Raw genomic sequence first — 21,175 nt, 5'->3', positions numbered from 1 at the left:
ATGACCGACCTCCCCGACATGGCGACCGGCCAGGACACCGACGTCCTCGGCCCCGACGACCGCCCCCGCCCGCCGCGCGCCGACGAGCGCGCCTGCCTCACCGGCTTCCTCGCGCTGAACCGCGCCACCGTGATCCGCAAGGCCCGCGGCCTCTCCGACGCCGACGCCGCCCGCCGCGTGCTGCCGAGCCTCACGTCCATCGCGGGCGCCATCCGGCACCTCGCCGACGTCGAGCGCTCCTGGACCGTCGAGCTGATGGAGGCCGGCGACTACGACCGGCGCTTCGGCGGCGACGACGACCCGGACGGCGAGTGGCGCGTCACGGCGACCGACTCCCTCGCCGAGATCGTGGCCGACTACGAGCGGGCGTGCGCCGAGAGCGACGCCGTGATCGCTCGGCACGACCTCGACGACATCGCCGCCGCGGGCCCGCCCGACGAGATGCCGTCGCTGCGCTGGATCCTCGTGCACCTCATCGAGGAGACCGCGCGCCACGCGGGCCACGTCGACGTCGTGCGGGAGCTGGTCGACGGCGTCACGGGCGAGTGATCAGCGTCACCGGAGGACGAGCACGGCGATCCACATCGCGGCGAACAGCAGGAGCGGTACGCCCACGGCGATGACGCCGCCGAGCGTGGGCGTCATCCGCAGCCGGCGCACCGGCCGCGGCCGGGTGGCGCGGCCCGGATCCGGGAGGCCCACCGCCTCGAGCACCGCGTCGAGGGCGGTCGGCTCCTCGGGCCGCTCGATCGGGTCGGCCCGCCAGCGCTCCCACCGATCGACCTTCGCCACGAGCGCGGTCGTCGCCTCGATCACGTCGCGCCAGCGCTCGGGGTCGCGCGTCACGACGTCGTCGAACGAGGTGAGCAGCAGCCGGTCGCCGACGACCTCGACGTCGAGGCCGCGCACCCGGTCGATGAGCAGGGCGAGGATGTCGGGCGTGAAGAGGTAGAGGGCGTCGCGCTCGCTGCCGGCCGGGCAGTAGAGAGCGAAGTGGCGGTCGAAGTCGCCCTCGAGGGAGAGCCGCTGCTCGCGATCCGGGCGCGACATCATCGTCAGCGCGCGCCGGACGAGGCCGCGCCGCGCGATGACGCGGATGTGCGGCATCTCGTGCGCGAGCCGGACCATCGCGTACCCGCCGAAGCGCGGCGCTCCCTGGCGTCGACCGGCCGTGACGATCTCGTGGTTCCCGAACTCGACGCTGGGCGCCGCGGTCGGGCGCATTACGCGCGTGAGGTCGAAGTAGCGGCGCGCGGATCCGAACCGCCCGTCCGACATCGGCCCCGGCAGGTACGTCATGCCGTTCGCCTCCGCGAAGCGGACGAGCCGGTAGTGGGCGCGGTAGCCGCCGCGGCGCTCGCGCGAGCGGATCGCCCAGCTGCCGAAGACGACCAGCAGGATGGCGAAGATCGACGCGATCAGCGCCTGGAAGAGGACCTGCTCCCCCGCGTCCGGCGCGCCCTCCTGCAGCGTCTCCGCGATGATCCCGCCGAACGCCGCGAGCGCGATGACGCAGTCCCACGTGAGGAACAGCATGAGGAAGGTGCGCGCCTTCACCCCGATCCCCTCCGCCTCCGGGTGCGCGCGACGGAACTCCCGGCGGAACGCACGGAGGTCGCGGCGGCGCATCCGGTCGGTGAGCGGATCCGTGTCGAGCCGGGCCCGGGTGAGCGCGCGGGAGCGGCTCACGGCAGCGTCGTGATCAGGAAGCCGAGGCCGAAGAAGACCGCGGCGAGCGCGATCAGCAGGAGGAGACCCACGGTCGGCCGCATCCGGAGCCGGCGACCGGCGGCCGCGACCCCGCGCGACCGACGGGCACGACGGCGCATCCGTCCCGGCTCGGGCACGGCGAGCGCCTCGTCGGACGCCGTGAGCACGGAACGCTCCTCGCCCTCGAGCGACAGCAGCCGGTCGTCGCGCCAGCGCTCCCAGCGGTCGACCTTCGCCATGAGGGCGGCGGTCGCGTCGATCACGTCGCGCCAGCGGTCGGGATCCAGGGTCACGATGTCGGCGGGCGACCGGAGCAGCAGGCGACCGCCGCGGATCTCCACGTCGAAGCCGCGCACCCGGTCGACCAGCACGGCCATCACGTCGGGGGTGAAGAGGTAGAGGGCGTCGCGCTCGTAGCCGTCGGGGCAGTAGAGCGCGGCGTACCGGTCGAAGTCGCCCTCGAGCTCGAGGCGCTGCGAGCGGGCCACGTCGACGGTCGGCGTGAGCGCGCGGCGCAGGCGCGTGCGCTTCGAGATCACCTGGATGTGCGGCAGCTCGCGGCGCAGGCCGATCATCGCGTAGCCGCCGTACTGCGTGATGCCCGACGCCTTCGAGCCCTGGCTCAGCTCGTGGTTGCCGAACTCGACGGGGCGCGCGGTGCGGGGCCGCATGACGCGGGTCACGAACATGCGGCGCGCGGCGGATCCCAGGTGCCCGTCGGAGACCGGCCCGGGCGTGTAGCCGAGGCCGTTGACCCGCCCGAAGCGCGCGAGGCGGTAGTGGGCGCGGATCGTGCTGCGGCGCCGTCGGGTGCGGATGAGGCGCCAGGCGAAGAAGACGCCCGCGCCGAACATCGGGATCGCGAACACGGTCATGCCGAGGGCGTCGCCGCGGGTCTCGGGGTCGTCGGCGAAGATCGCGCCGAGGCCGCCGCCGAGCAGGAGGACCCCGCCGAGCGGGATGGCGAGCACGGCGAGGATGCCCATCGCGATGCGGCCGAGCACGAAGAGCGGCGAGACGAGCACGGGGAACCGTGCCGTGAACTCGCGGCGGAACCGACGGAGGTCGTCGCGGTCGATGCGCCCGGTCAGCGGCGTCGTATCCAGCTGCGGCCTGCTGGGCGCGTGCGTCGTCATGGATCCCCTCGTCCTCGCGGCGTCCCGGCCGCCCGTCCACCGTACCGAGGGCGTGGACGGCGACCGGTCGCGCGGCCGCCCCCAGGTCGGGCGGCACGGATCCCACGGGACCAGCGCGGGGCCCCGTCAGCGCGGGGCCCGGTCAGCGCGGGAAGGGCGTCGCGCCCACCTTCTCGTAGGCGGCCCACGCGTCGACCGGACCACGACCCGCGACCGCGTGCTCGCCGATCGCCCGGGCCTTGTAGATCGCCGGGTTGTGGCTCGCGACGACGCGGGCGTTGCGCCAGTGCCGGTCGAGGGCGCGCTCGCGGAACGTGGCGGACGCTCCCCCGACCTCGAACAGCAGCGTCGCGCCGGCGGGCACCTGGTCGACCGCGTGCACCTGCGCCTGGTAGACCGCGTTCTCGGCCGCGTCGAGCGTGGGCCGGTCGAGGGCCTCGCCTGCCGGGGCGGTCGCGACGGCGTCGTCGAGGCGTGACGCGGCCGCGAGGGTCGTGGCGCGCACGGCGAAGGCGGCCGTGGAGATCCGGCCGACGACGTCGAGCACCTGCGGGTCGTCCCGCGGGAGCGCGGCGTTCGCGTGGATGTAGGTGCGCGTGCGGCTCCGCACGTACGCGACCGCGTCGCGCTCCACCTCCTGCGCGATCCCCGCCAGCACGGCCACGAGGTACAGCTGGTAGAAGGCCTGGATGTGGCTGAGCGGCGCCTCGCGGTAGGCGGTGACGGTCGCCGGATCCACCTCCACGGCCTCGAAGGTCGTCGTGCCGCTCGCGGTGAGGGTCTGCCCGAAGGCGTCCCAGTCGTCGACCGCGGTGACGCCCGGCGCGTCGGTGGGGATCGCGAGGGTCACGCGCTCGACGCCGTCGGCGGCCTCGCGACCCGCGGCGAGGTAGATCCAGTCGGAGTAGAGCGTGCCGGTCGAGTAGTACTTGGTGCCGTCGAGGATCCAGCGGCCGTCGCGCTCCTGGAGCGTCGTGGAGATGTCGGCGAGCGTGTTGCCGGTCTGCTCGCTCGTGGCGTTGCCCACGAGGGCGCCCGACGCGATGCGGCGGATCCACTCCTCGCGCGCGGGCCCGGGTGACCGGCGCAGCACGAGCTCGACGTAGCCGAAGTGGCCGCGCAGCAGGTGCCCGACGTTCGCGTCGGCGGCCGACAGCTCGACCACGAGCTCGGTGAGCTGGGCGATCGTCGCGCCGCGACCGCCGTCGGCCACGGGCAGGCGGAGCGCGCCGAAGCGGGCCTCCTTGAGGAGCGCGACGGCGTCGAAGGCGAGCTGCCGGTCGCGCTCGCGGGCGACGGCGCCCTCCCGGATCCGGTCGAACAGCGGCAGGAGCTCGGCGCGCAGGTCGGCGGTCGAGGTCCACGCCGCGGCCGCCGCGCGCGTCACGAGAACGCGCCCCGGTACGCCGCCGCCGGGTGCGACTCCGGCAGCCGGTCGCGCCCGGTGAGCTTGTGCCGCAGCGTGCCCGGCTCGTACTCGCGCTGCTGCAGGCCGCGCTCCTGGAGCACGGGCGTGACGTGGTCGACGAAGTCCTCGTAGCTGCCGGGCAGGGTCCAGTTGATGACGTTGATCCCGTCGACGCCCGCCTCCTGCCAGCCCGCGAGCACGTCGGCGATCTGCTCGGGCGTGCCCACGACGCGGCCGCGCAGCTTCGCGGAGAGCCGGGCGAGGTCGGCGATGGTCGGCTCGCGGTCGGGCGACGCCTCGCGCAGCCAGTTGAGGTGGCTCTGCCCGGCCTGCGTCTCGACCTGGCTGAGCGGGGTCGCCGGATCCAGCTGCTCGCCCGTCTTCGGGTCGAACCCGAGGTTGGAGTGCAGGAGGAACCCGTCGGCGGAGAGGTACTCGTCGATCTCGGCCTCGTTGCGCTTCGCCTCCTCCTCCGTGCTGCCCGTGATGAAGGAGAGCCCGAGCCAGAACGAGAGGTCGTCCGCACGGCGGCCGGCGTCCACGGCGAGCGCCCGGGTGTCCTCGATGAGGGCGCGGGTCTTCTCGGGCGTCGACGACAGGATGAACTGCGCCTCCGCGTTGCGGGCGGCGAAGCGCCGGCCCACGGGCGACGATCCGGCCTGGAAGAGCACGGGCGTGCGCTGCGGCGACGGCGACGACAGGTGCGGGCCGGCGACCTTGTAGCGCGGGCCCTCGTGGTCGATGCGGTGGATCCTCGACGCGTCCGAGAACACCCCGCGCTCCTTGTCGCGCTGGAGCGCGTCGTCGTCCCACGAGCCCTCCCACAGCTTGTAGACGACGTCGAGGTACTCGTCGGCCCAGGCGTAGCGGGCGTCGTGGTCCTCGAGGCCGTCGTGGCCGAAGTTGCGGGCGGCGCCGTCGAGCGCGCTCGTCACGACGTTCCAGGCGATGCGGCCCTTCGTGATGTGGTCGAGCGTGGAGACCTTCCGCGCGAAGTCGAAGGGGTGCGCCTGGAGGACGGAGCTCGTGAACGCGAAGCCGAGATGCTCGGTGCTCACGGCGAGCGCGGAGATCAGCACGGACGGGTCGTTGCTCGGGAACTGGAGGCCCTCGCGCGCGTTCACGTCGTAGGCGCCTTCGCCCGGGCCGTAGAGGCCGACGACGTCGGCGAAGAACATGGCGTCGAAGCGGCCGCGCTCGAGGGTCTTCGCGAGATCCACCCAGAGCTGCACGTCGTCGAACTCGTGCTGCCGGGCGGACGGGTGCCGCCACAGGCCGTGCTGGATGTGGCTGGCGGTGTTCATCACGAACGCCGCGAAGCGGAGCGGGGGCCGGGCGTCGGGCATGGGGATCCTCTCGTCGGATCTCCACCCTCCCACTCGCTTCCCCACGCGCCGGAATCCGCGGCGGCCCGTGTGACGCGGGGTTACCGGCCCGCGTTACGCGGCGTGACCGCGGCCCTTCCCCGACCGGGGGATCACGGGGCACGGTGGGCGGCACCCGAGCGGATCCCCGCTCGCTCCCCCTGCACCGCAGCCGCACCGCTGGAGACCCCATGACCACCGCACCGCCCGCCGCATCCGCCGCGCCGCCCGCATCGCCCGCCGCGCCCGAGGCCCCCGCCGACGTGTCGCGCCGCCGACGCCGCGTGCTCACGGCGTCGTTCATCGGCACCACCGTCGAGTACTACGACTTCTACCTCTACGCCACGGCGTCCGCGCTCGTGTTCGGCAGCCAGTTCTTCCCGAACCAGACGCCCGCGGTCGGGCTGCTCTCGTCGTTCGCGGCGTACGGGGTCGGCTTCCTCGCGCGGCCCATCGGCGGGATCGTCGCCGGGCACCTGGGCGACCGGATCGGCCGCAAGCGCATGCTCGTCTACTCGCTCGTGCTGATGGGCATCGCGTCGACGCTCATCGGCGTCCTGCCGACGTACGCGACCATCGGCCTCGCGAGCGTCGTCGGCCTCGTGTTCCTGCGCCTCGTGCAGGGCATCGCGGCGGGCGCCGAGTGGGGCGGATCCGCGCTGCTCTCCGTCGAGCACGCCCCCGCCCACCGGCGCGGCCTCTTCGGCGCCTTCACGCAGATGGGATCCGCGGGCGGCATGCTCCTCGCCACCGGCGTCTTCACGGCGACGCGCTTCACGCTCGGCGAGGAGACGTTCCTCGCCTGGGGCTGGCGGCTGCCGTTCCTGCTGAGCGCCGTGCTCGTGGCGGTCGGCCTCGTCATCCGCCTCCGCGTGGAGGATGCCGCCGAGTTCCGCGACATCAAGGCGGCCGGGGAGGTGGAGCGCTTCCCGCTCGGCGTCGTGCTGCGGAGGCACCCGCGCGCCGTGCTCATCACCGCGGGCCTCCGCCTCGTGCAGCCCGCGCTCTACTCGATCCTCACCGTCTACACGCTCTCCTACCTCGCCGAGAAGCGCGGCGACTCGGGCAGCGCGCTCACGGCGGTGCTCATCGTGTCGGCGCTGAGCGTGCTCACCACTCCCCTCTGGGGCTGGATCTCCGACCGGGTCGGCCGCCGCCGCCTCACCATCGCGAGCGCCGCCGGCATCGGGATCCTCATCTGGCCGTTCTTCGCGTTCCTCGACTCCGGCCCGCTGCTGCTCCTGCCGCTCGTCTTCGCGCTCGGCATGAACGTCTTCCACGACTCGATCTACGGGCCGCAGGCCGCGTGGTTCGCCGAGCAGTTCCCGACGGGCGTCCGCTACAGCGGCGTCTCGCTCGGCTACCAGGTCGGCAGCATCTTCTCCGTCGGCCTCACCCCGCTGCTCGCGGTGCTGTTCCTGCAGTGGGGGAACGGATCGCCGTGGATCCTCTGCGCGTACATCGGGCTCTACGCGGTGCTGACGATCGCGGCGGCGCTCGCCGCGAAGGACCCGGCGCGCGAGGCGATCGCGGCCCGGCGGGCACAGGCGGCGTCGTCGTCGGACGCGGACGGTTCCGTGCACCCGGCGGTGGCCGTCGCAGGATCGGCTCCGGCGGGCGGCAGGGAGCGCGAGCGCGCGACGACCCGCTAGGGCTGAACGACACGAGGCGGTGGCCGGGAGCGATCCCGGCCACCGCCTCGTGTCGTGACGTCTCGCATCACGACGTGCGCCGGTCAGAGGTCGACCGGCGTCCCGTCCGCCGCGCGCACCCGCAGCGCGTAGCCGTCGCGCGGGCCTGCGGCGAGGTCCGCGAGCGATCCGGCCGGCAGGTCGAGGGCGGCGCGCGCGGCCTCCGTGGGCGCGGGATCCACCGCGGTCTGCGTGAACGCGAGCAGCTCGACGGCCGGGCCAATCGTCGTGCCCGGGTTCGGCGTGGATCCCCAGTCGATGAGGAACGGCACGTCCGGCCGGGCGCCGCGCGGGTGTGTGAGCCGCCACTCGAGGAGCGCGCCCGCGGGCGTGCGGCGGGACAGGTCGGCGACCGGGCCCGGATCCTCGCCGGCGTCGCGCCCCCGAGACGCGACGTCGGCGATGCCGGCCGGGTGGACCGCGTACGTGACGACGCGCGGCGCGGTCAGCTCCGCGATGCCGAAGCGCGTCGGCACGGCGCGGTCGACGCGCGCCGGATCCGGCCCGATGAGCTCGAGGTACCGCGGGCCGCGCACGCCGTCGACCGTGAACGCGACGAGCGCGTTGGCCGTGCCGGTGGGGTGGACGCCGCCGGGCTCCGCCTCGACGCCCGTGCGATCGGCGAACCACGCGACGAGCGCCGCGAGATCCGGCCCCGCGATGACGACGTGGTCGAGGAGCGTCGGGACGGCGGACCCGCCGACCCCGGTCACGCGCCCGCTCCGCGCCGGGAGGCGGGCACCTCGGGTTCGCCGAGGGACAGCATCAGCCGGTTCGCCCAGTTGAAGAACGCGGCGCCGTTGATCACGTCGACCACAGCCGCGTCGTCGAGGCCGGCCGCGCGGAGACGGACGACGTCGGCGGATCCGAACGCGAGCGCCGTCGCCGCGAGCGCCACCGATGCGGCGACCACGGCGTCCCACCGCTCGTCGCCGAGCAGCGCGCCCGTGCCCTGGTCGAGGAAGCGCTGCACGTCGTCGCCGCGGCCGGAGAATCGCGTGGCGGCGGCCGCGTGCACGGACGCGCAGAAGACGCAGCCGTTGGCGCGGGAGGTCGCGGCCGCGGCGAGCTCGCGCTCGGCCCGGCCGATCCCGCCGTCCGGGTTGTGGAAGATGTCGAGGTCGGTGAGCGTGCGGGCCTCGAGCGCGGCGGGATCCCGGGCCAGCAGCCGGAAGTACGGCATGCGCGCGCGGGCGGGCTCCACGAGGGCGGCGCGCTGCACGTCGTCGAGGTCGGCCTCGTCGACGGGCGCGAGCCACGGCACCCAGCCGAGGCCCTCCTGCGTGAAGGCGTCGGGCCGCGCGAGGTCGACGGGGTCGGTGACGGGATCGGCGGCGGTCATCGGGCGGCTCCTGCCGGGTCGGGGGTGGATGCGGTGCGGGCGGGATCCGCGGGCGCGGCGGCGGGCTCCGCGGCCAGGACGGCCAGCCCCCACGCAACGCGCAGCTGGAACGCGAGGAACGCGATCAGCTGCGAGAGGCTCACGATCTCATCGGGCGTCCACCCGGCGGCGCCGAGCGCGCGCAGGGCGTCCGGGCTCGACTCGCGCGGCCGGATCACCAGTAGGTGCGCGTGGGCGAGGGCGGCGGCGAGGCGGGGGCCGACGGCGTCGCGCGTGGCGGCGTCAGGGGTCCACGGATCCGTCGCGACGCTCTCGGCGGCGAGGCCCGGCTCGCGGTACGCGCCGGTCGGTCCCGCGGTGGCGCCGTCGCGCGCGGCCCGGTCGACGACCGGCGCGAGCGACGCGTCGGCGTCGCCGAGGAGGTCGGCGTAGAAGGCGGCGGCGCGGTCGGATCCGTGCAGCCGCGCCACGAAGGCCGCGACCGCGTAGCGCTCGGCGTACGTGAACGCGCCGGGTTCCGCGGGCTCGAGCAGCGCCTCGAAGCTGCGCTGCGCGTTCGCGCGGGCGTCGGGCCGGAGGTCGCGGATCCGGCTCAGGGGGTGGTCGGGGGCGAGGCCGGCCAGGAGGTCGACGACGTCGGCGGGGTGGGTCATGCAGCTCCTCCAGCGAGGGTCGGGGTGGATGCGGGCAGGTGGGCGGCGCGCAGCGACTCGGCGGCGCCGGTCGCGAGCCCGAGGCGGGGCGCGACCTCCGCGCCCAGCAGCTCGAGGCTCCGCAGCGTGAGCGCGTGCGTGGCGGGGATCGAGTGAACCTGGAACGAGACGTCGGTCGCCTGGTCGAGGGTGCGGTCGGCCGCGAGGCCGTCGGCGACCTCGTCGACCGTGCCCAGGTGCGTGTCGGTCACGCGGAGCACGGCGTCGAGGTCGAGCGCGTCGGCCCGCTCGCCGATGACGCTGCGGGCGAAGCGGCGGAGGGCGGGCTCGGCGAGCTCGCGCGCGGCGGCGCGGTCGGCGGGATCCACGACGAGCGCCGTCCGGGACGCGAGGATCCGCTGGGGCGCGCCGGCGGGCAGCGCCTCCCGGTACGCCTCGATGATCGGCAGCTGCAGCTCGTGCAGCGGCGCGTCGGGCGCGGTGTCGGGGCGCGGCTGGGTGCGGGAGAGCAGGAGGCCGTCGCCGCGGGATCCGATGCGCGCGCCGCCCGAGACGGAGAACGTGCCCTGCCAGATGCGCGCCGCGAGGCCGTCGGCCGGCGGGTAGATGCGCGACCCCGTGCCGCGCACCCCGCGTCCCTCGATTGCGTCGAGCAGCACCTGCAGGTGGTCCTGGAACAGCGCGTGGCGGTCGCCGGAGTCGCGCCCGAACGCCGGGAACGAGGCGGGCGTGCCGCCGGACGCGAGACCGAGCTGCACGCGGCCGCCGCTGAGGAGGTCGAGGACGGAGGCGTCCTCGGCGGCGCGCAGCGGATCCTCGAGCGGGAGCGTGAGCACGGCCGTGCCGAGCCCGATGCGGGTGGTGCGGGCCGCGGCCGCCGCGAGGAACACGAACGGCGACGGGAGCCCGCCGCCCTCCTCGCCGAAGTGGTGCTGCGCGAGCCACACCGAGGCGAAGCCGTGACGCTCGGCGTGCTGGATCTGCTCCAGCGCCGCCTCGTAGCGCTCGGCGGGCGTGCCCGCGTCGAGCACGCGGCCGAAGAAGCCGAGCCGGGCGCCGGTCACGCGCGGGCCCCCTCGTCGGTGCGCGCGGCGGGGGCGGCGCCGGCCCCGCGGATCCCGCGACCGGGGATCGCCCGGATCAGCTCCTGCGTGTACTCGTGCTGCGGGTCGTGGAACACGTCGTCCACCCGTCCTCCCTCGACCTGTCGGCCGCGCCGGAGCACGGAGACCGTGTCGGCGATCTGCCGCACGACCGCGAGGTCGTGCGAGATGAACACGTACGTGAGCCCGAGCTCGGACTGCAGCCGCGCGAGCAGCCGCAGCACCTGCGCCTGCACCGTCACGTCGAGCGCCGAGACGGCCTCGTCGAACACCACCAGCTCGGGCCGGAGGATGAGCGCGCGGGCGATCGCGACGCGCTGCCGCTGCCCGCCGGAGAGCTCCCGCGGGCGCCGGTCGGCGGTCTCGGGCGGCAGGTCGACGAGCCGCAGGTGCTCGGCGACCGCATCCCGGCGCGCGGCCGTGTCGCCCGCGCCCGCGCCGTCGCGGAAGTTGAGGAGCGGCTCGCGCACGATCTCCGCGACCGTCTGCCGCGGATCCAGCGACCCGAACGGGTTCTGGTGCACGAGCTGCGCCGTGCGCCGGAACCCACGCAGCCCCCGACCGCGGAGGCCGGCCACGTCGACGCCGCCGACGCGGACCTCGCCCGCCGTCGGCCGGTCGAAGCCCGCGATGACGCGCCCGGTCGTGGTCTTGCCGGAGCCCGACTCCCCCACGATCGCGTGCGTCGTGCCGCGCGGAACCCGGAAGGAGACGTCGTCGACGGCCACCAGCGGGGATGCGCCGCGGCGGCGGAACTCCCGGCGGAGGCCGGTGACCTCGACGAGCGGCGGCGCGGCGGGATCCACGACCGCGGGCGCGCGCTCCACCACCTGCCGGAACGACGGCGCGTCCGCGAGGAGCGCCCGCGTGTAGGCCGAGGCCGGCGACGCGAGCACGCGCGCGGCCGGTCCCGTCTCCTGCACGCGGCCGCGCTGCATCACGACGACCTCGTCGGCGCGCTCGGCGGCCACCGCCAGGTCGTGCGTGATCATCAGCAGGCCCGCGCCGGTCTCCTCCCGGAGCCGGTCGAGCAGGTCGAGCACGCGGCGCTGCACGGTCACGTCGAGGGCGCTCGTGGGCTCGTCGGCGATGATCAGCTCGGGCTCGAGCGCGATCGCCGCGGCGATGAGCACGCGCTGGCGCATGCCGCCGGACAGCTCGTGCGGGTACTGCCGGGCGCGCGTCTCCGGGTCGTCGATGCCGACGCGCGCGAGGAGGTCGAGCACGCGGGCGCGGTTCCGGCGTCGGTCGCGGGATCCGTGGATCCGCAGCCCCTCGGCGACGCTCGCGCCGATGGTGGCCACGGGGTCGAGCGAGCTCCCCGGATCCTGCGGCACGAGCCCGATGCGGCGGCCGCGGATGCCGCGCAGCCGCGACTCCCCGATGCCGACCAGCTCGGTGCCGCCGAGCGCGATGCCGCCGCCCGCGATGGTGCCGTTGCGGGCGAGGAGCCCGACCACGGCCTGCGCGACGGAGGACTTGCCGGATCCGGACTCGCCGACGAGCGCCGTGACGCGTCCCGCCGCGACCTCGAAGGAGACGCCGTCGACCGCGCGGCGGCTACCCGCCGCCGTCCGGTAGTCCACCTGCAGGTCGCGCACGGCGAGGAGCGGATGCGTGGGATCGGTCATGCGAGCTGCCCTCCGCGGATCGACTGGCTGATGCGGTTGGTCGCGAGCACGACGGCCACGACCACGGCGCCCGGGAGCACCGTGAGCCACCACGCGGTGGCAACGTAGTCGCGGCCCTCCGCGACGAGCAGGCCCCACTCGGGCGTGGGCGGCGGGGCGCCGTAGCCGAGGAAGCCGAGCGTGGAGATCTGCAGGATCGCGGATCCGAACTGCAGCGCGGCGAGCGCGATCACGGGCGTCAGCGAGTTCGGCAGCACGTGCCGGCGCAGCACCTGCACGAGGGTGCCGCCGGATCCGTACGCCGCCTCGACGTACTCGCTGATCCGCACGCGCACCACCTCCGCCCGCGACAGCCGGGCGAACACGGCGATGGACGTGACGCCCACCGCGATCGCGGCGTTCGTGGTGCCGAAGCCCAGCAGGATCACGATGCTCAAGCTGAGCAGCAGGCCCGGGATCGCGAGCAGCACGTCGACGAGCCGCATGAGCACGTCGTCGACGATGCCGCCGACCGTGCCCGCGACCACGCCGAGCAGCGTGCCGACGACGAGCCCGACGAGCACCGCGACGACCGCGCCGACGACGGACTGCGACGCCCCGAACACGACGCGCGTGTAGAGGTCACGGCCGGTGGAGTCGGTGCCGAACCAGTGCGCGGCGCTCGGCGCCTGCAGCGACGGCGCGACGGACGCGGTCGGGCTGCCGGACGCGAAGAGCCCGGGGACGAGCGCCCACAGCAGCATCACGAGCACGACGAGCACGGGGATCACGAGGCCGCCGGCGAGGCGCGCCCGGCTGCGGGGACGCGCGCGGGGCGCGTCGATGGTGGCGAGCGTGGCGCTCATCGCGCACCTCCTCTGCGCAGGCGCGCGTCGAGAACGGGGTAGAGCAGGTCGACCGCGAGGTTGATCACGACGTAGGCGACCGTGGAGAGCACGACGACCGCGAGCAGCACCGGGCTGTCGCGGCTCGCGACGGCCTGCACGGTGAGCTGGCCGACGCCCGCGCGGCCGAACACGGCCTCGGTGACGACCGCCCCGCCGACGAGCTCGCCGAACAGGAGCCCGGCCATCGTCAGCGTGGGCAGCAGCGCGTTCCGGCCGACGCCGTGCAGCAGCAGCCACGGGGTGCCGGCGCCGCGCGCCCGCACCACCTCGACGAACGGCATGGCCGAGACGTCGTCGATGCTGCGGATGAGCACCTGCGCGAGCGGCGCCGCGATCGGCACGGCGATGGTGAGCACGGGCAGGATCAGCGCCTCGCCGGGGCTCGCGCCGATGATCGGCACCAGCCCGAGCCGGAACGACAGCACCTGGATGAGGATGATCCCCACCCAGAACACGGGCAGCGAGACGAGCAGCGGCGGCAGGTCGCGGAAGACCCGGCGGATCCACCGGGCACCGCCGTACGTCGCGAGGAACGCGATCGGCACGGCCAGCACCACGGCGACCAGGAGGCCGAGCACCGCGAGCACGAGCGTCGACGGGATCGCCGTGGCGAGCAGCGTCGACACGGCCGCGCCGCTCTGCACCGAGTACCCGAGCTGCCCCTGCGCGAACGCGGCGGCGGACTCGCCGAGCCGCACGATGAGCGGGCGGTCGGCGCCGTACGACTCGCGGATCGCCGCGAGCTGCTCCGGCGAGAGGCCGAGCTCCGGGCTGCCGTAGCGGGCGAGCACCGCGTCGCCGGGGAGCGCCGCGAGCAGCACGTAGGCCACGACGTAGGCGAGGACGAGCACGACGACGGCCTGGCCGGCGCGGCGGAGGACGTAGCTCATCGCGGTCCCCCGACCGGCGCCGTGGGGAGAACGGCGCGCCGCATCAGCGGTCGAGCCAGACGCCCGCGAACACGGGGCGGCCGACCGACTCGGTGGCGAAGCCCTGCACGTCGCCGCGGAGTCCGTAGACCTGCGGCTCCTCGAACAGCGGCAGCACGTAGGCCTGGTCGGCGATGCGCTGCTGCGCCGCCTCCGACGCGGCCTGCCGGCCCTCCGTGGTGGGCTCCGAGGCGATGCGGGTGAGGAGCGCGTCCAGCTCCGGGTCGGCGATGCTGCCGTCCGCCGGGTTCCGGTTGAGCAGCACATTGCGGTTGCTAGAGGAGTACTGCGACTTGAGGACGTCGTAGTCCGAGCGGCCGACCATCGAGTGGTACGCCTCGAGCGCGTCCGGGTCCTGCGAGGCCTTCGTCTGCGCGGCCTGGTCGCCCGAGAACAGCTCCACCTTCACGCCGATCTCCGCGAGCTGCGACTGGATCAGCGTCACGACCTCCTTGGAGCGCGGCTGCGGGAGCGCCTCGTTCACGACGAGCTCCAGCTCGCGGCCGTCCTTCTCGCGGACGCCGTCGGATCCGGGGATCCAGCCGGCCTCGTCGAGGAGCGCGGCCGCCTTGTCGGCGTCGTGCGCGTAGTACGAGGAGGTGTCGACGTAGCCGAGAGCGCTCTTGGCGAGCACGCCGGTCGCGAGCGGGTAGCTGTCGCTGAAGAGGGTGTCGAGGATCGCCTGCCGGTCGACGCCCGCGATGATCGCCTGCCGCACGCGCACGTCCGCGAGCTGGGGCGTGCGGAAGCGGAGGTTGATGCCGTTGTCGACGCCGTTGGTCGCCGCGGCGACGAGCTGGAGGTCGCCCGTGCGGAACTGCGCCTCGTCGGGCGCCTCGATCTGCCGCGCGACGTCGGCCTGCCCGGCGACGACCGTCCCGACCCGCACGCTGTCCTCGGCGGCGACGATGAGGTCCACCCCGTCGACGAGCGGCCGGCCCTGGTGCTCGGCCGCGGGCGGCGCCCAGTCGTAGTCCTCGCGGGCGGCGAGCTGGATCTGCGTGCCCACCGACTCCCCGGACACCGTGAACGGCCCGCTCCCGATGACCGTCTCCGCCTGCCCGGGCCCGAACCCGTCGTCGGCCTTGGCGAGCGTGGAGTCGGAGACGAGCCCCGAGTTGATGGTCGAGGTGGCCTGCGCGAAGCCCGGCGAGGGCGCCGTGAAGTGGAACCTGACGGTGTCCGCGTCGACGACCTCGCCGCGGTCGTAGTTGTTGATCGCCTCGCTGACGGTGAGCGCGCGGTCGACGTCGCCCTTCCCGTAGAGGTCGAAGTTCGCGACGACGTTCTCCGCCGTGAGCGGCGTGCCGTCGGAGTAGGTGACGTCGGTGCGGATGTCGAACGTGTACTCGGTCGCGTCGGCGTTGACCTCGGGCAGCGCCGTCGCGATCCACGGCTCGAGCTCGAGCGTCTCCGGGTCCTGCCAGAGCAGCCGGTCGGTGATGTTGTTGACGACCGCGCCGTTCGGGTAGAAGCCCGCGGCCGGCGGGTAGAGCGTCGTCCAGGTCTGCGGCTCGAGGTAGGTGAGCGTGCCGCCGGCCTTCGGTTCGCCGCTCGCCGCTCGATCCCCTCCGCCGCCCGCGGAGCACCCGGCCATCAGACCGGTCGCCGCGACGAGGGCGGTGAGGGCGATGACGGGGCGGGGAGGACGAGGCATGGTTCTGCTCCTGCGTGTGCTGTGTGCGGATGGGGTGAGACGACTCCAACATGCATGCAGGCTCTTCGCAGGCCCGCGGAACACGCGGCGTAACGAGGTGCAACGCGGCGTCATACGAGGAATGCCACACGCGTGGTCGCCGTTGCGGCGCCGGCGTGACGCCTCGCCGCCGTCGACTCCGCTGCCGGTCGCCGGCTCCCCCTAGGGTCTCAGGATGACCGCGCACCCCACCGTCCGTCCCGCCGTGCCCGACGACGCCGACGGGATCGCCGAGGTCCACATCCGCACCTGGCGGGAGACGTACGCGCACCTGCTGCCGGCCTCGTACCTCGACGGCCTCGACGTCGCGACGCGCGCGGAGCAGTGGCTCGGCACGCTGACCTCCGCATCCACGGCGCCGCCGTACGTCGCGCTCGACGGCGACCGCATCGTCGGCTTCGCGCTCGCGGGACCCGCGCGCGACGAGGATCCGCCCCGCCCCTTACAGCTCTACGCGATCAACGTGGTCGCCTCCGCCCACGGCACCGGCGCGGGCCAGGCCCTGTTCGACGCGGCCGTCGGCGACTCCCCCGCCTACCTCTGGGCCGCCGACGACAACCCGCGCGCGGAGGCGTTCTACCGCCGGAACGGGTTCGCGCGGGATGGCGGCGTGGAGTCGCAGACGTTCCAGGGAGCCGAGATGGTCACGGTGCGGATGGTGCGGTGAGGGTGGGCGGGCGGCCGTCGTGGGGCCGCCCGGGAGTCGGTCACATCGTGTTCCAGTGGAAGTCGCCGCTCGCGTCGGCTCCCTTGCCACCGCAGCGGTAGCTCCGGCCGTTCTCGGCCTGGGCGACCTGGCCGACCTGCGACGGAGAGCAGTATGTCCCGGGGCCGATCAGCCCGGTCTGCTGCGCCGGCTCGGGAGCCGGAGCGGCCGGAGCAGGTGCGGGAGCAGGAGCGACCGGCGCCGGAGCGGGAGCCGCCGGCTGCTGGACGGGCGCGGGCGCGACCGTCGGCGCGACAGTGGGCTCGGGCGTCGGAGTCGGGGCGGGCGCCAGCAGCGTGAGCGTCACGGTGGATCCGGCATCGGTGCGTGATCCCGCGACCGGGCTCTGCGACTTGACCGTCATGCCGTCCGTGACGCTCGTCGCCTCACCCGACTCGAGGACGTACTGGACGACGTAGCCGGCCTCGCGGAGGAGCGCGCGGGCGTCCGTCGCGGACTTCGCGTTGACGTCCTCGACGACGTGGACCACGGGGGTCGGCGTGGCGGTGGGCGTCGGGCTCGCGGACGGGGTCGGGCTCGCGCTGGCGGAGATCGCCTCCGCCTGGCGCGGAGCGGGTGCGGATGCCGCGACCGGCACCGTGGCCCCGATGACGATGAGCACGGCCGCGCCCAGGGCGGCGACGCCGTTCCGTGAACGGGTCGTCAGGACGGGGATCCAGCTGCGACGGCCCGTGGCGTACGGGTAGAGAGCAGTGGCGATCCCGACGAGGCCGAGCGAGACGAACATGCCGCCGAAGCCGCCGAGGGCAGTGATGATCAGCACGGCCAGCGCCACGACGGACCCGATGACCCAGGTCGCCGCAGGGTGGCGGCTCGGGCGCGTGTCGGTGATCACGGAGGCAGGAGCCGCAGGAGCGACCGGCGCCGCGACGGCATGCTGTCGCGGCGGCACCGGCATCGCGACGGTCGCCGCCGCCGCGCGGGCGCTCTTGTCCCGCGCCGCCGCCTCGCGCTCCGCGGCCTTCGCCTGCATGGCCGCCTCGCGCTGCGCGAGCTTCGCGACGCGCTGCTGCTCGGCCTCTGCGGCACGCACTGCCTTCGCCTGCGCGGCTTCGGCGGCCCGCATCGCCTTGTCGTGCGCTGCCTCGGCGGCCTGCGCGTGACGTACGGCGTCGACCTGCTGCGACGCGACGACGGCGGCAGTCGCGGCCGAGCTCGGAGCGGGCGCCTGCACTGCGGCGGGCTGCACCATCGGCGCGACGTGCTGCGTCCACGCGGATCCGTCCCAGTAGCGGAGCTGCCCGGATCCGTCGGGGAACCAGCCGGCAGGGGCGGCGGAGGGGACGTCGGGCATGGAGCTCCTCGGGTGCGTGCCGCGGCGAAGGGGTAGGCGGCAGATGGTGCCGTCGAGTGATGACGCCTGAGGCTATGAGCGCGCTCCCCCGGCCGTAAGCCCTCGCATGGGGGTAAAAGGGGCGCGGGACTACTGGGATCCGCTGCCCCGACCGGCGTCGTACGGACCCCTCGCCGTGGACGCCGACGATCGCGCCCGCTCGACCGAAGCGATGATCCGTTCCGCCACCTCACCCGCCGGCTCGTGTTCCCAGAACCGCAGCACGGTCCACCCGAGGCGACGGAGGAGGGCAGACACCTCAGCGTCGCGCTCCACGTTCCGCGCGAGCTTCGGGATCCAGTAGTCGGCGTTCGCCTTCGGCATGTGCAGGTGCTCGCGGCAACTGTGCCAGAAGCACCCGTCGATGAAGACGGCGATCCGCTGCCGGGTGAAGGCGATGTCGGCACGGCTCCGCGACTCCTGCACCACGCGGTGGTCGACCCGGTAGCGCAGGCCACGGGCGTGGAGGATCTTTCGTACAGAGAGCTCAGGCCGCGTATCACGTCGCCTGTTGGATCGCATGATGCTGCGTGCTGCGTCAGACGAGGCCCAGGACATGACGGGATGGAAGCACGGACCTCCGACTCCTCGGCCCTGATGTCGCGATCGAGATTCCCTAGCCTGAGACCATGCCCGCACCGCGACACCCGCTGTCCTTCACGCGATACGACATGAGCGAGGGAGGATCTGCCGCCGCGCTCTTCGCCGACTCGACGAAGGTGTGCGGGATCTACGTCCTCGAATTCGAGGACGAGATGCGGTACGTGGGCCAGACACGTGACATCGTCGCGCGGTATGCCACCCATCGTCGCCGTCACGGGGACATCGTGGCCCTGAGCTTCGCTCCGTGTTCAGTCGCCGACCTCGACGAGAACGAGCGGAAGGAGATCCGAAGGCAAGAAGCGGCGCATGGTCTCCGCAATCTCAGTCTCACTGGCCGGCCCGCCGGAGAAGGAGACCTCGAAGTCACTGTCGACGAGGGGGAAAGCGTCCTCCTACCCTGGGACCGTGATCGACGCTTCCGCCTCCGCGACGAGGGCGAGATGACGATGCAGCGGAGATTCTGGGACCTGGCAGCGAGATCCGATTACGACGAGATGGCGGATGCCCTCGCGGCATACGTCGACGAGTGCATCCCGGACCCCTTCGGCACCCAGCGCGTCCTCTGGACGATCGTCGCGTCTCCGACGACTTCTCGAACCGCTGATGGTCGCAGGCTCTTCACCCTTTCCTGCGGTGGTCGCGAGACCCTCTTCGCCTGGGAGCAACTGACGGGGAGGGGCCGCCGACTCGATATCTGCTTGAACGTCGACGGAGATCAGGTGCGAGCGTCGAGTCCTTCCGCCGCTGTGCCTCAGCTCGGCGAGCTCGTCTTGATGAGACTGGAGACGGTGGCCTACGGGAACGAGATCGTCCACCGGAGCGTCACGCGTTCCTGGCCACAGCTGGCGCGCGTCCTAGCCCGCTCGCATGTCGCGGAGGGCGCCTACAGGCTCAACACGATGCTGATGCGTCGCCGCTCCTCGCCCTACCGCCGGCATCACAACCAGGCCTTCGCCGACGACATCCTCCGTCGAGCGGAGCTGCGCAGCCGCCCGACCTCGTGAGCATCCGGTGAGCGCGGGCTCGAGATCACACCAGCCGCTCGATGAACTTCCCACCGACCTCGGGCCAGATCGACCCGACGCCGTAGTCGTTCAGCAGCTCCTCGAGGTCCCGGGGAGGTTGCGAGGGGAGCAGCACGGCCTTCCTCGCGTGCGAGACGAAACGGGCGTAGTCGAGGATCTGTCCCAGCGCAGTACGGATGTCGTGCCGGGTCGCCGACGCTTTCGCCTCGATAAGCAGCTCCCGCGAAGGATCGTAGACGTCCGTGTACAGAGTCGCGCCGCCTGGACTCGGAATCCGATGGCGCTCCGCCAGCACGTGTCGGGTCGCGAGCAACCAACGGGCGTACCGGTGGACCAGCTGCGCTTCCGTTCGGAGATGCGTCTGGGACTCACGGTTCCTCTCCACCATGTACGCCGACACGTGACTCACCTCGAGCGGAAGTCGTTCGGTGAGGAGCGACGGTGAAGCGAGGTGCGCCAGTCGCGCCGCCTCAGTCACGCCGACGGGGCGGAGCCGGAAGATGAAGACGGATCGCATGAAGCCGTCGGCTCCAGGGGCATCGTCGACGAGGAAGGGATCGTCCTCCGGGAGTTCGAATTCACCGACGTACTTGACCTCAGGACTCTCGCCCTGCTTCTCGAACAGTCGGAGGGCCCTGCCCTCGTCGTGATGATCCCGCACGGCCCTGTTGCCGCTGGTCATCACCTGAGCGCCTCTTGGCCCTTCGCCCGTGTAGTGGAACGTTCCGTCCGGGTGCCAGCCGTCGAAAACGTCATATCCGCTCGAGCGCCCTCCGGGACCGGTGAACAAGAGGACGTTGCGCGTCTTCGCGCTGGGTTCCATCCCACCTTGTCGCCCGCCGCCGTACTCCGCGTGGATCTGACGTCGCCTCCGAACGTCCCCGACCGGTATGGCCCATTCCTGCTGATCCACGTGCTCTCGCTCTCGTCACGAAAGCCTGGCACTCGATAGGTATTCAAGGATGCACCCCGACCGGGTCACAGGAGGTCGGCCAGAAGAGTCCCGGACACGAGGATCGGCCTGCCTCATACGGGCGGTCCCTCGGACGCGGCGGGTGACTCACGCCTTCCACGGAGACGCCCTGGGAAGGACACGATCAGCCCGGATATGACGAATGCCCCGGCCGGACCCAAAGGTCCTTCCGAGGCATGTCCGTCGGGCTGACAGGATTTGAACCTGCGACCCCTTGACCCCCAGTCAAGTGCGCTACCAAGCTGCGCCACAGCCCGCTACCCATCGCTGGGCAACTCGTAGAGCCTACCGCATCAGCGGCACTGCTCCGGCACGTCGGGCAGCCCAGATCAGGCCGGAGTGCCGCCCGTCGAGTGCGCCGCGGACGAACCCGGCGCCGAGCCGTCAGCCCGCCCCGGCTTCGGGAACGCGTCCCGCATGTGGTCGCTCCGCAGGATGTCGGCCACCCCGATGAGCAGCAGCGAGAACACGATCTGCTCGACGACCATCCAGAGCGGGTAGAGGCCCGGGATCGCGGCGATCACCAGGGTCACGATGGGGAAGATCTGGCTGAACAGGCGCAGGCGCGAGTACGCCCACCAGTAGCCGGCCGAGGCGCGCCAGGCGAAGTAGTAGAGCGTGATGGTCATCGCGAGCACCACGAACGAGCGGAACCAGACGGCGGGGGCGATCGCGATGCCGTCGGCGGCGAGGGTCAGGGCGATGGCCACGGCGGTCGCGCCGACGGCGGTCTCGGCGATGAGGATCCACCGGATCCAGCGGAACGCTCGCGCCGTCCACGGGTGGTCGCGCATGTCCTCGGCGATGACGTGGCCCGCCTGGCGCCCGGCGGCGATCCGATCGAGACGGCTGAGCAGCTGGTCCACCGGTGCGATCCTCCGTGTCTCGTGAGCGGGCGTCGGATGCGCCCGGATCAGGGTACGACGTGACGCCGCGAGCCGCCCGCGAACCCGCGAGGGGACGC

General features: G+C 73.4%; 20 protein-coding genes and 1 tRNA gene. 4 read left to right on the top strand and 17 right to left on the bottom strand.

Annotated elements, in window-relative coordinates:
• On the top strand, positions 1-549 hold the full coding sequence (locus tag FGI33_RS03420) for a DinB family protein (RefSeq protein WP_119434493.1): 549 nt from the start codon (positions 1-3) through the stop codon (positions 547-549).
• A 6-nt stretch (positions 550-555) separates the two neighbouring features.
• On the opposite strand, the gene FGI33_RS03415 is transcribed toward FGI33_RS03420, so the two are convergent.
• From FGI33_RS03415 to FGI33_RS03400, 4 genes are all read right to left on the bottom strand, one after another.
• Entirely contained in the window at positions 556-1,689 is a 1,134-nt protein-coding gene (locus FGI33_RS03415) for a hypothetical protein (protein ID WP_119434492.1), read from the bottom strand.
• The gene (locus FGI33_RS03410; RefSeq protein ID WP_119434491.1) at positions 1,686-2,846 is read right to left on the bottom strand and encodes a hypothetical protein; all 1,161 of its coding nucleotides are present in this window, start codon (positions 2,844-2,846) and stop codon (positions 1,686-1,688) included. Before FGI33_RS03410 ends, FGI33_RS03415 begins: the two co-directional genes overlap by 4 nt.
• A 142-nt stretch (positions 2,847-2,988) precedes the next feature.
• Positions 2,989-4,233, bottom strand: a complete 1,245-nt coding sequence (locus tag FGI33_RS03405) for an acyl-CoA dehydrogenase family protein (RefSeq protein ID WP_237582262.1) — start codon at positions 4,231-4,233, stop codon at positions 2,989-2,991.
• Entirely contained in the window at positions 4,230-5,600 is a 1,371-nt protein-coding gene (locus FGI33_RS03400; RefSeq protein ID WP_237582261.1) for an LLM class flavin-dependent oxidoreductase, read from the bottom strand. Before FGI33_RS03400 ends, FGI33_RS03405 begins: the two co-directional genes overlap by 4 nt.
• Positions 5,601-5,809: 209 nt before the next feature.
• On the opposite strand from FGI33_RS03400, the gene FGI33_RS03395 reads away from it, so the two are divergent.
• Positions 5,810-7,270, top strand: coding sequence for an MFS transporter (locus tag FGI33_RS03395; RefSeq protein WP_237582260.1), 1,461 nt, complete (start codon positions 5,810-5,812; stop codon positions 7,268-7,270).
• 83 nt (positions 7,271-7,353) lie between these two features.
• Here FGI33_RS03395 and FGI33_RS03390 read toward each other — a convergent pair whose 3' ends face one another.
• From FGI33_RS03390 to FGI33_RS03355, 8 genes are read right to left on the bottom strand one after another with little or no spacing between them, the layout of a single operon-like run.
• Positions 7,354-8,022: a VOC family protein gene (locus FGI33_RS03390; RefSeq protein WP_237582259.1), complete on the bottom strand. Its 669-nt coding sequence runs from the start codon at positions 8,020-8,022 to the stop codon at positions 7,354-7,356.
• Positions 8,019-8,651: an alkylhydroperoxidase domain protein gene (locus FGI33_RS03385; protein WP_119435638.1), complete on the bottom strand. Its 633-nt coding sequence runs from the start codon at positions 8,649-8,651 to the stop codon at positions 8,019-8,021. The genes FGI33_RS03390 and FGI33_RS03385 overlap by 4 nt, the downstream gene beginning before the upstream one ends.
• Positions 8,648-9,304, bottom strand: a complete 657-nt coding sequence (locus tag FGI33_RS03380; RefSeq protein ID WP_237582258.1) for a CMD domain protein — start codon at positions 9,302-9,304, stop codon at positions 8,648-8,650. Before FGI33_RS03380 ends, FGI33_RS03385 begins: the two co-directional genes overlap by 4 nt.
• Positions 9,301-10,368 (bottom strand): putative FMN-dependent luciferase-like monooxygenase, encoded by a 1,068-nt coding sequence (locus tag FGI33_RS03375; RefSeq protein WP_237582257.1) that lies wholly within the window; start codon positions 10,366-10,368, stop codon positions 9,301-9,303. The genes FGI33_RS03380 and FGI33_RS03375 overlap by 4 nt, the downstream gene beginning before the upstream one ends.
• Complete coding sequence (locus FGI33_RS03370; protein WP_237582256.1) at positions 10,365-12,038, bottom strand: dipeptide ABC transporter ATP-binding protein; 1,674 nt, start codon at positions 12,036-12,038, stop codon at positions 10,365-10,367. Before FGI33_RS03370 ends, FGI33_RS03375 begins: the two co-directional genes overlap by 4 nt.
• On the bottom strand, positions 12,035-12,883 hold the full coding sequence (locus tag FGI33_RS03365; protein WP_012038645.1) for an ABC transporter permease: 849 nt from the start codon (positions 12,881-12,883) through the stop codon (positions 12,035-12,037). The genes FGI33_RS03370 and FGI33_RS03365 overlap by 4 nt, the downstream gene beginning before the upstream one ends.
• A complete protein-coding gene (locus FGI33_RS03360) occupies positions 12,880-13,815 on the bottom strand; it encodes an ABC transporter permease (RefSeq protein ID WP_086520275.1) in 936 nt (311 codons plus the stop codon). The genes FGI33_RS03365 and FGI33_RS03360 overlap by 4 nt, the downstream gene beginning before the upstream one ends.
• 43 nt (positions 13,816-13,858) lie before the next feature.
• Entirely contained in the window at positions 13,859-15,511 is a 1,653-nt protein-coding gene (locus tag FGI33_RS03355) for a TIGR04028 family ABC transporter substrate-binding protein (RefSeq protein WP_119434586.1), read from the bottom strand.
• A gap of 214 nt (positions 15,512-15,725) precedes the next feature.
• On the opposite strand from FGI33_RS03355, the gene FGI33_RS03350 reads away from it, so the two are divergent.
• A complete protein-coding gene (locus FGI33_RS03350; protein ID WP_119434587.1) occupies positions 15,726-16,217 on the top strand; it encodes a GNAT family N-acetyltransferase in 492 nt (163 codons plus the stop codon).
• A gap of 40 nt (positions 16,218-16,257) precedes the next feature.
• On the opposite strand, the gene FGI33_RS03345 is transcribed toward FGI33_RS03350, so the two are convergent.
• On the bottom strand, positions 16,258-17,571 hold the full coding sequence (locus FGI33_RS03345) for a DUF2510 domain-containing protein (protein ID WP_237582255.1): 1,314 nt from the start codon (positions 17,569-17,571) through the stop codon (positions 16,258-16,260).
• A gap of 129 nt (positions 17,572-17,700) precedes the next feature.
• On the bottom strand, positions 17,701-18,132 hold the full coding sequence (locus FGI33_RS03340) for a very short patch repair endonuclease (RefSeq protein WP_237582253.1): 432 nt from the start codon (positions 18,130-18,132) through the stop codon (positions 17,701-17,703).
• 107 nt (positions 18,133-18,239) lie between these two features.
• Between FGI33_RS03340 and FGI33_RS03335 the strand changes: the two genes are divergently transcribed.
• On the top strand, positions 18,240-19,217 hold the full coding sequence (locus tag FGI33_RS03335) for a GIY-YIG nuclease family protein (RefSeq protein WP_147359343.1): 978 nt from the start codon (positions 18,240-18,242) through the stop codon (positions 19,215-19,217).
• Positions 19,218-19,242: 25 nt separating this feature from the next.
• Here the strand turns inward: FGI33_RS03335 and FGI33_RS03330 are convergent, their stop codons facing one another.
• The 3 genes from FGI33_RS03330 to FGI33_RS03320 all read right to left on the bottom strand — a co-directional run bounded on the left by FGI33_RS03330 (position 19,243) and on the right by FGI33_RS03320 (position 21,077).
• On the bottom strand, positions 19,243-20,151 hold the full coding sequence (locus FGI33_RS03330) for an SRA domain-containing endonuclease (protein WP_119434364.1): 909 nt from the start codon (positions 20,149-20,151) through the stop codon (positions 19,243-19,245).
• Positions 20,152-20,394: 243 nt separating this feature from the next.
• Positions 20,395-20,468: transfer RNA gene (locus tag FGI33_RS03325), tRNA-Pro, on the bottom strand.
• A 72-nt stretch (positions 20,469-20,540) separates the two neighbouring features.
• On the bottom strand, positions 20,541-21,077 hold the full coding sequence (locus tag FGI33_RS03320; RefSeq protein WP_119434365.1) for a hypothetical protein: 537 nt from the start codon (positions 21,075-21,077) through the stop codon (positions 20,541-20,543).
• Between the last annotated feature and the right edge of the window lie 98 nt (positions 21,078-21,175).

The organism is Clavibacter phaseoli (genome assembly GCF_021922925.1).
Classification (GTDB): domain Bacteria; phylum Actinomycetota; class Actinomycetes; order Actinomycetales; family Microbacteriaceae; genus Clavibacter; species Clavibacter phaseoli.
This window is presented reverse-complemented; position numbering and strand designations above follow the sequence as displayed.

Bases quoted from the DNA above. Each gene is read 5' to 3' on its own strand.
- FGI33_RS03355 (WP_119434586.1), bottom strand. From the start codon at position 15,511: ATGCCTCGTCCTCCCCGCCCCGTCATCGCCCTCACCGCCCTCGTCGCG.
- FGI33_RS03360 (WP_086520275.1), bottom strand. From the start codon at position 13,815: ATGAGCTACGTCCTCCGCCGCGCCGGCCAGGCCGTCGTCGTGCTCGTC.
- FGI33_RS03400 (WP_237582261.1), bottom strand. From the start codon at position 5,600: ATGCCCGACGCCCGGCCCCCGCTCCGCTTCGCGGCGTTCGTGATGAAC.
- FGI33_RS03420 (WP_119434493.1), top strand. From the start codon at position 1: ATGACCGACCTCCCCGACATGGCGACCGGCCAGGACACCGACGTCCTC.
- FGI33_RS03365 (WP_012038645.1), bottom strand. From the start codon at position 12,883: ATGAGCGCCACGCTCGCCACCATCGACGCGCCCCGCGCGCGTCCCCGC.
- FGI33_RS03370 (WP_237582256.1), bottom strand. From the start codon at position 12,038: ATGACCGATCCCACGCATCCGCTCCTCGCCGTGCGCGACCTGCAGGTG.
- FGI33_RS03395 (WP_237582260.1), top strand. From the start codon at position 5,810: ATGACCACCGCACCGCCCGCCGCATCCGCCGCGCCGCCCGCATCGCCC.
- FGI33_RS03380 (WP_237582258.1), bottom strand. From the start codon at position 9,304: ATGACCCACCCCGCCGACGTCGTCGACCTCCTGGCCGGCCTCGCCCCC.
- FGI33_RS03340 (WP_237582253.1), bottom strand. From the start codon at position 18,132: ATGCGATCCAACAGGCGACGTGATACGCGGCCTGAGCTCTCTGTACGA.
- FGI33_RS03410 (WP_119434491.1), bottom strand. From the start codon at position 2,846: ATGACGACGCACGCGCCCAGCAGGCCGCAGCTGGATACGACGCCGCTG.
- FGI33_RS03350 (WP_119434587.1), top strand. From the start codon at position 15,726: ATGACCGCGCACCCCACCGTCCGTCCCGCCGTGCCCGACGACGCCGAC.
- FGI33_RS03385 (WP_119435638.1), bottom strand. From the start codon at position 8,651: ATGACCGCCGCCGATCCCGTCACCGACCCCGTCGACCTCGCGCGGCCC.
- FGI33_RS03335 (WP_147359343.1), top strand. From the start codon at position 18,240: ATGCCCGCACCGCGACACCCGCTGTCCTTCACGCGATACGACATGAGC.
- FGI33_RS03345 (WP_237582255.1), bottom strand. From the start codon at position 17,571: ATGCCCGACGTCCCCTCCGCCGCCCCTGCCGGCTGGTTCCCCGACGGA.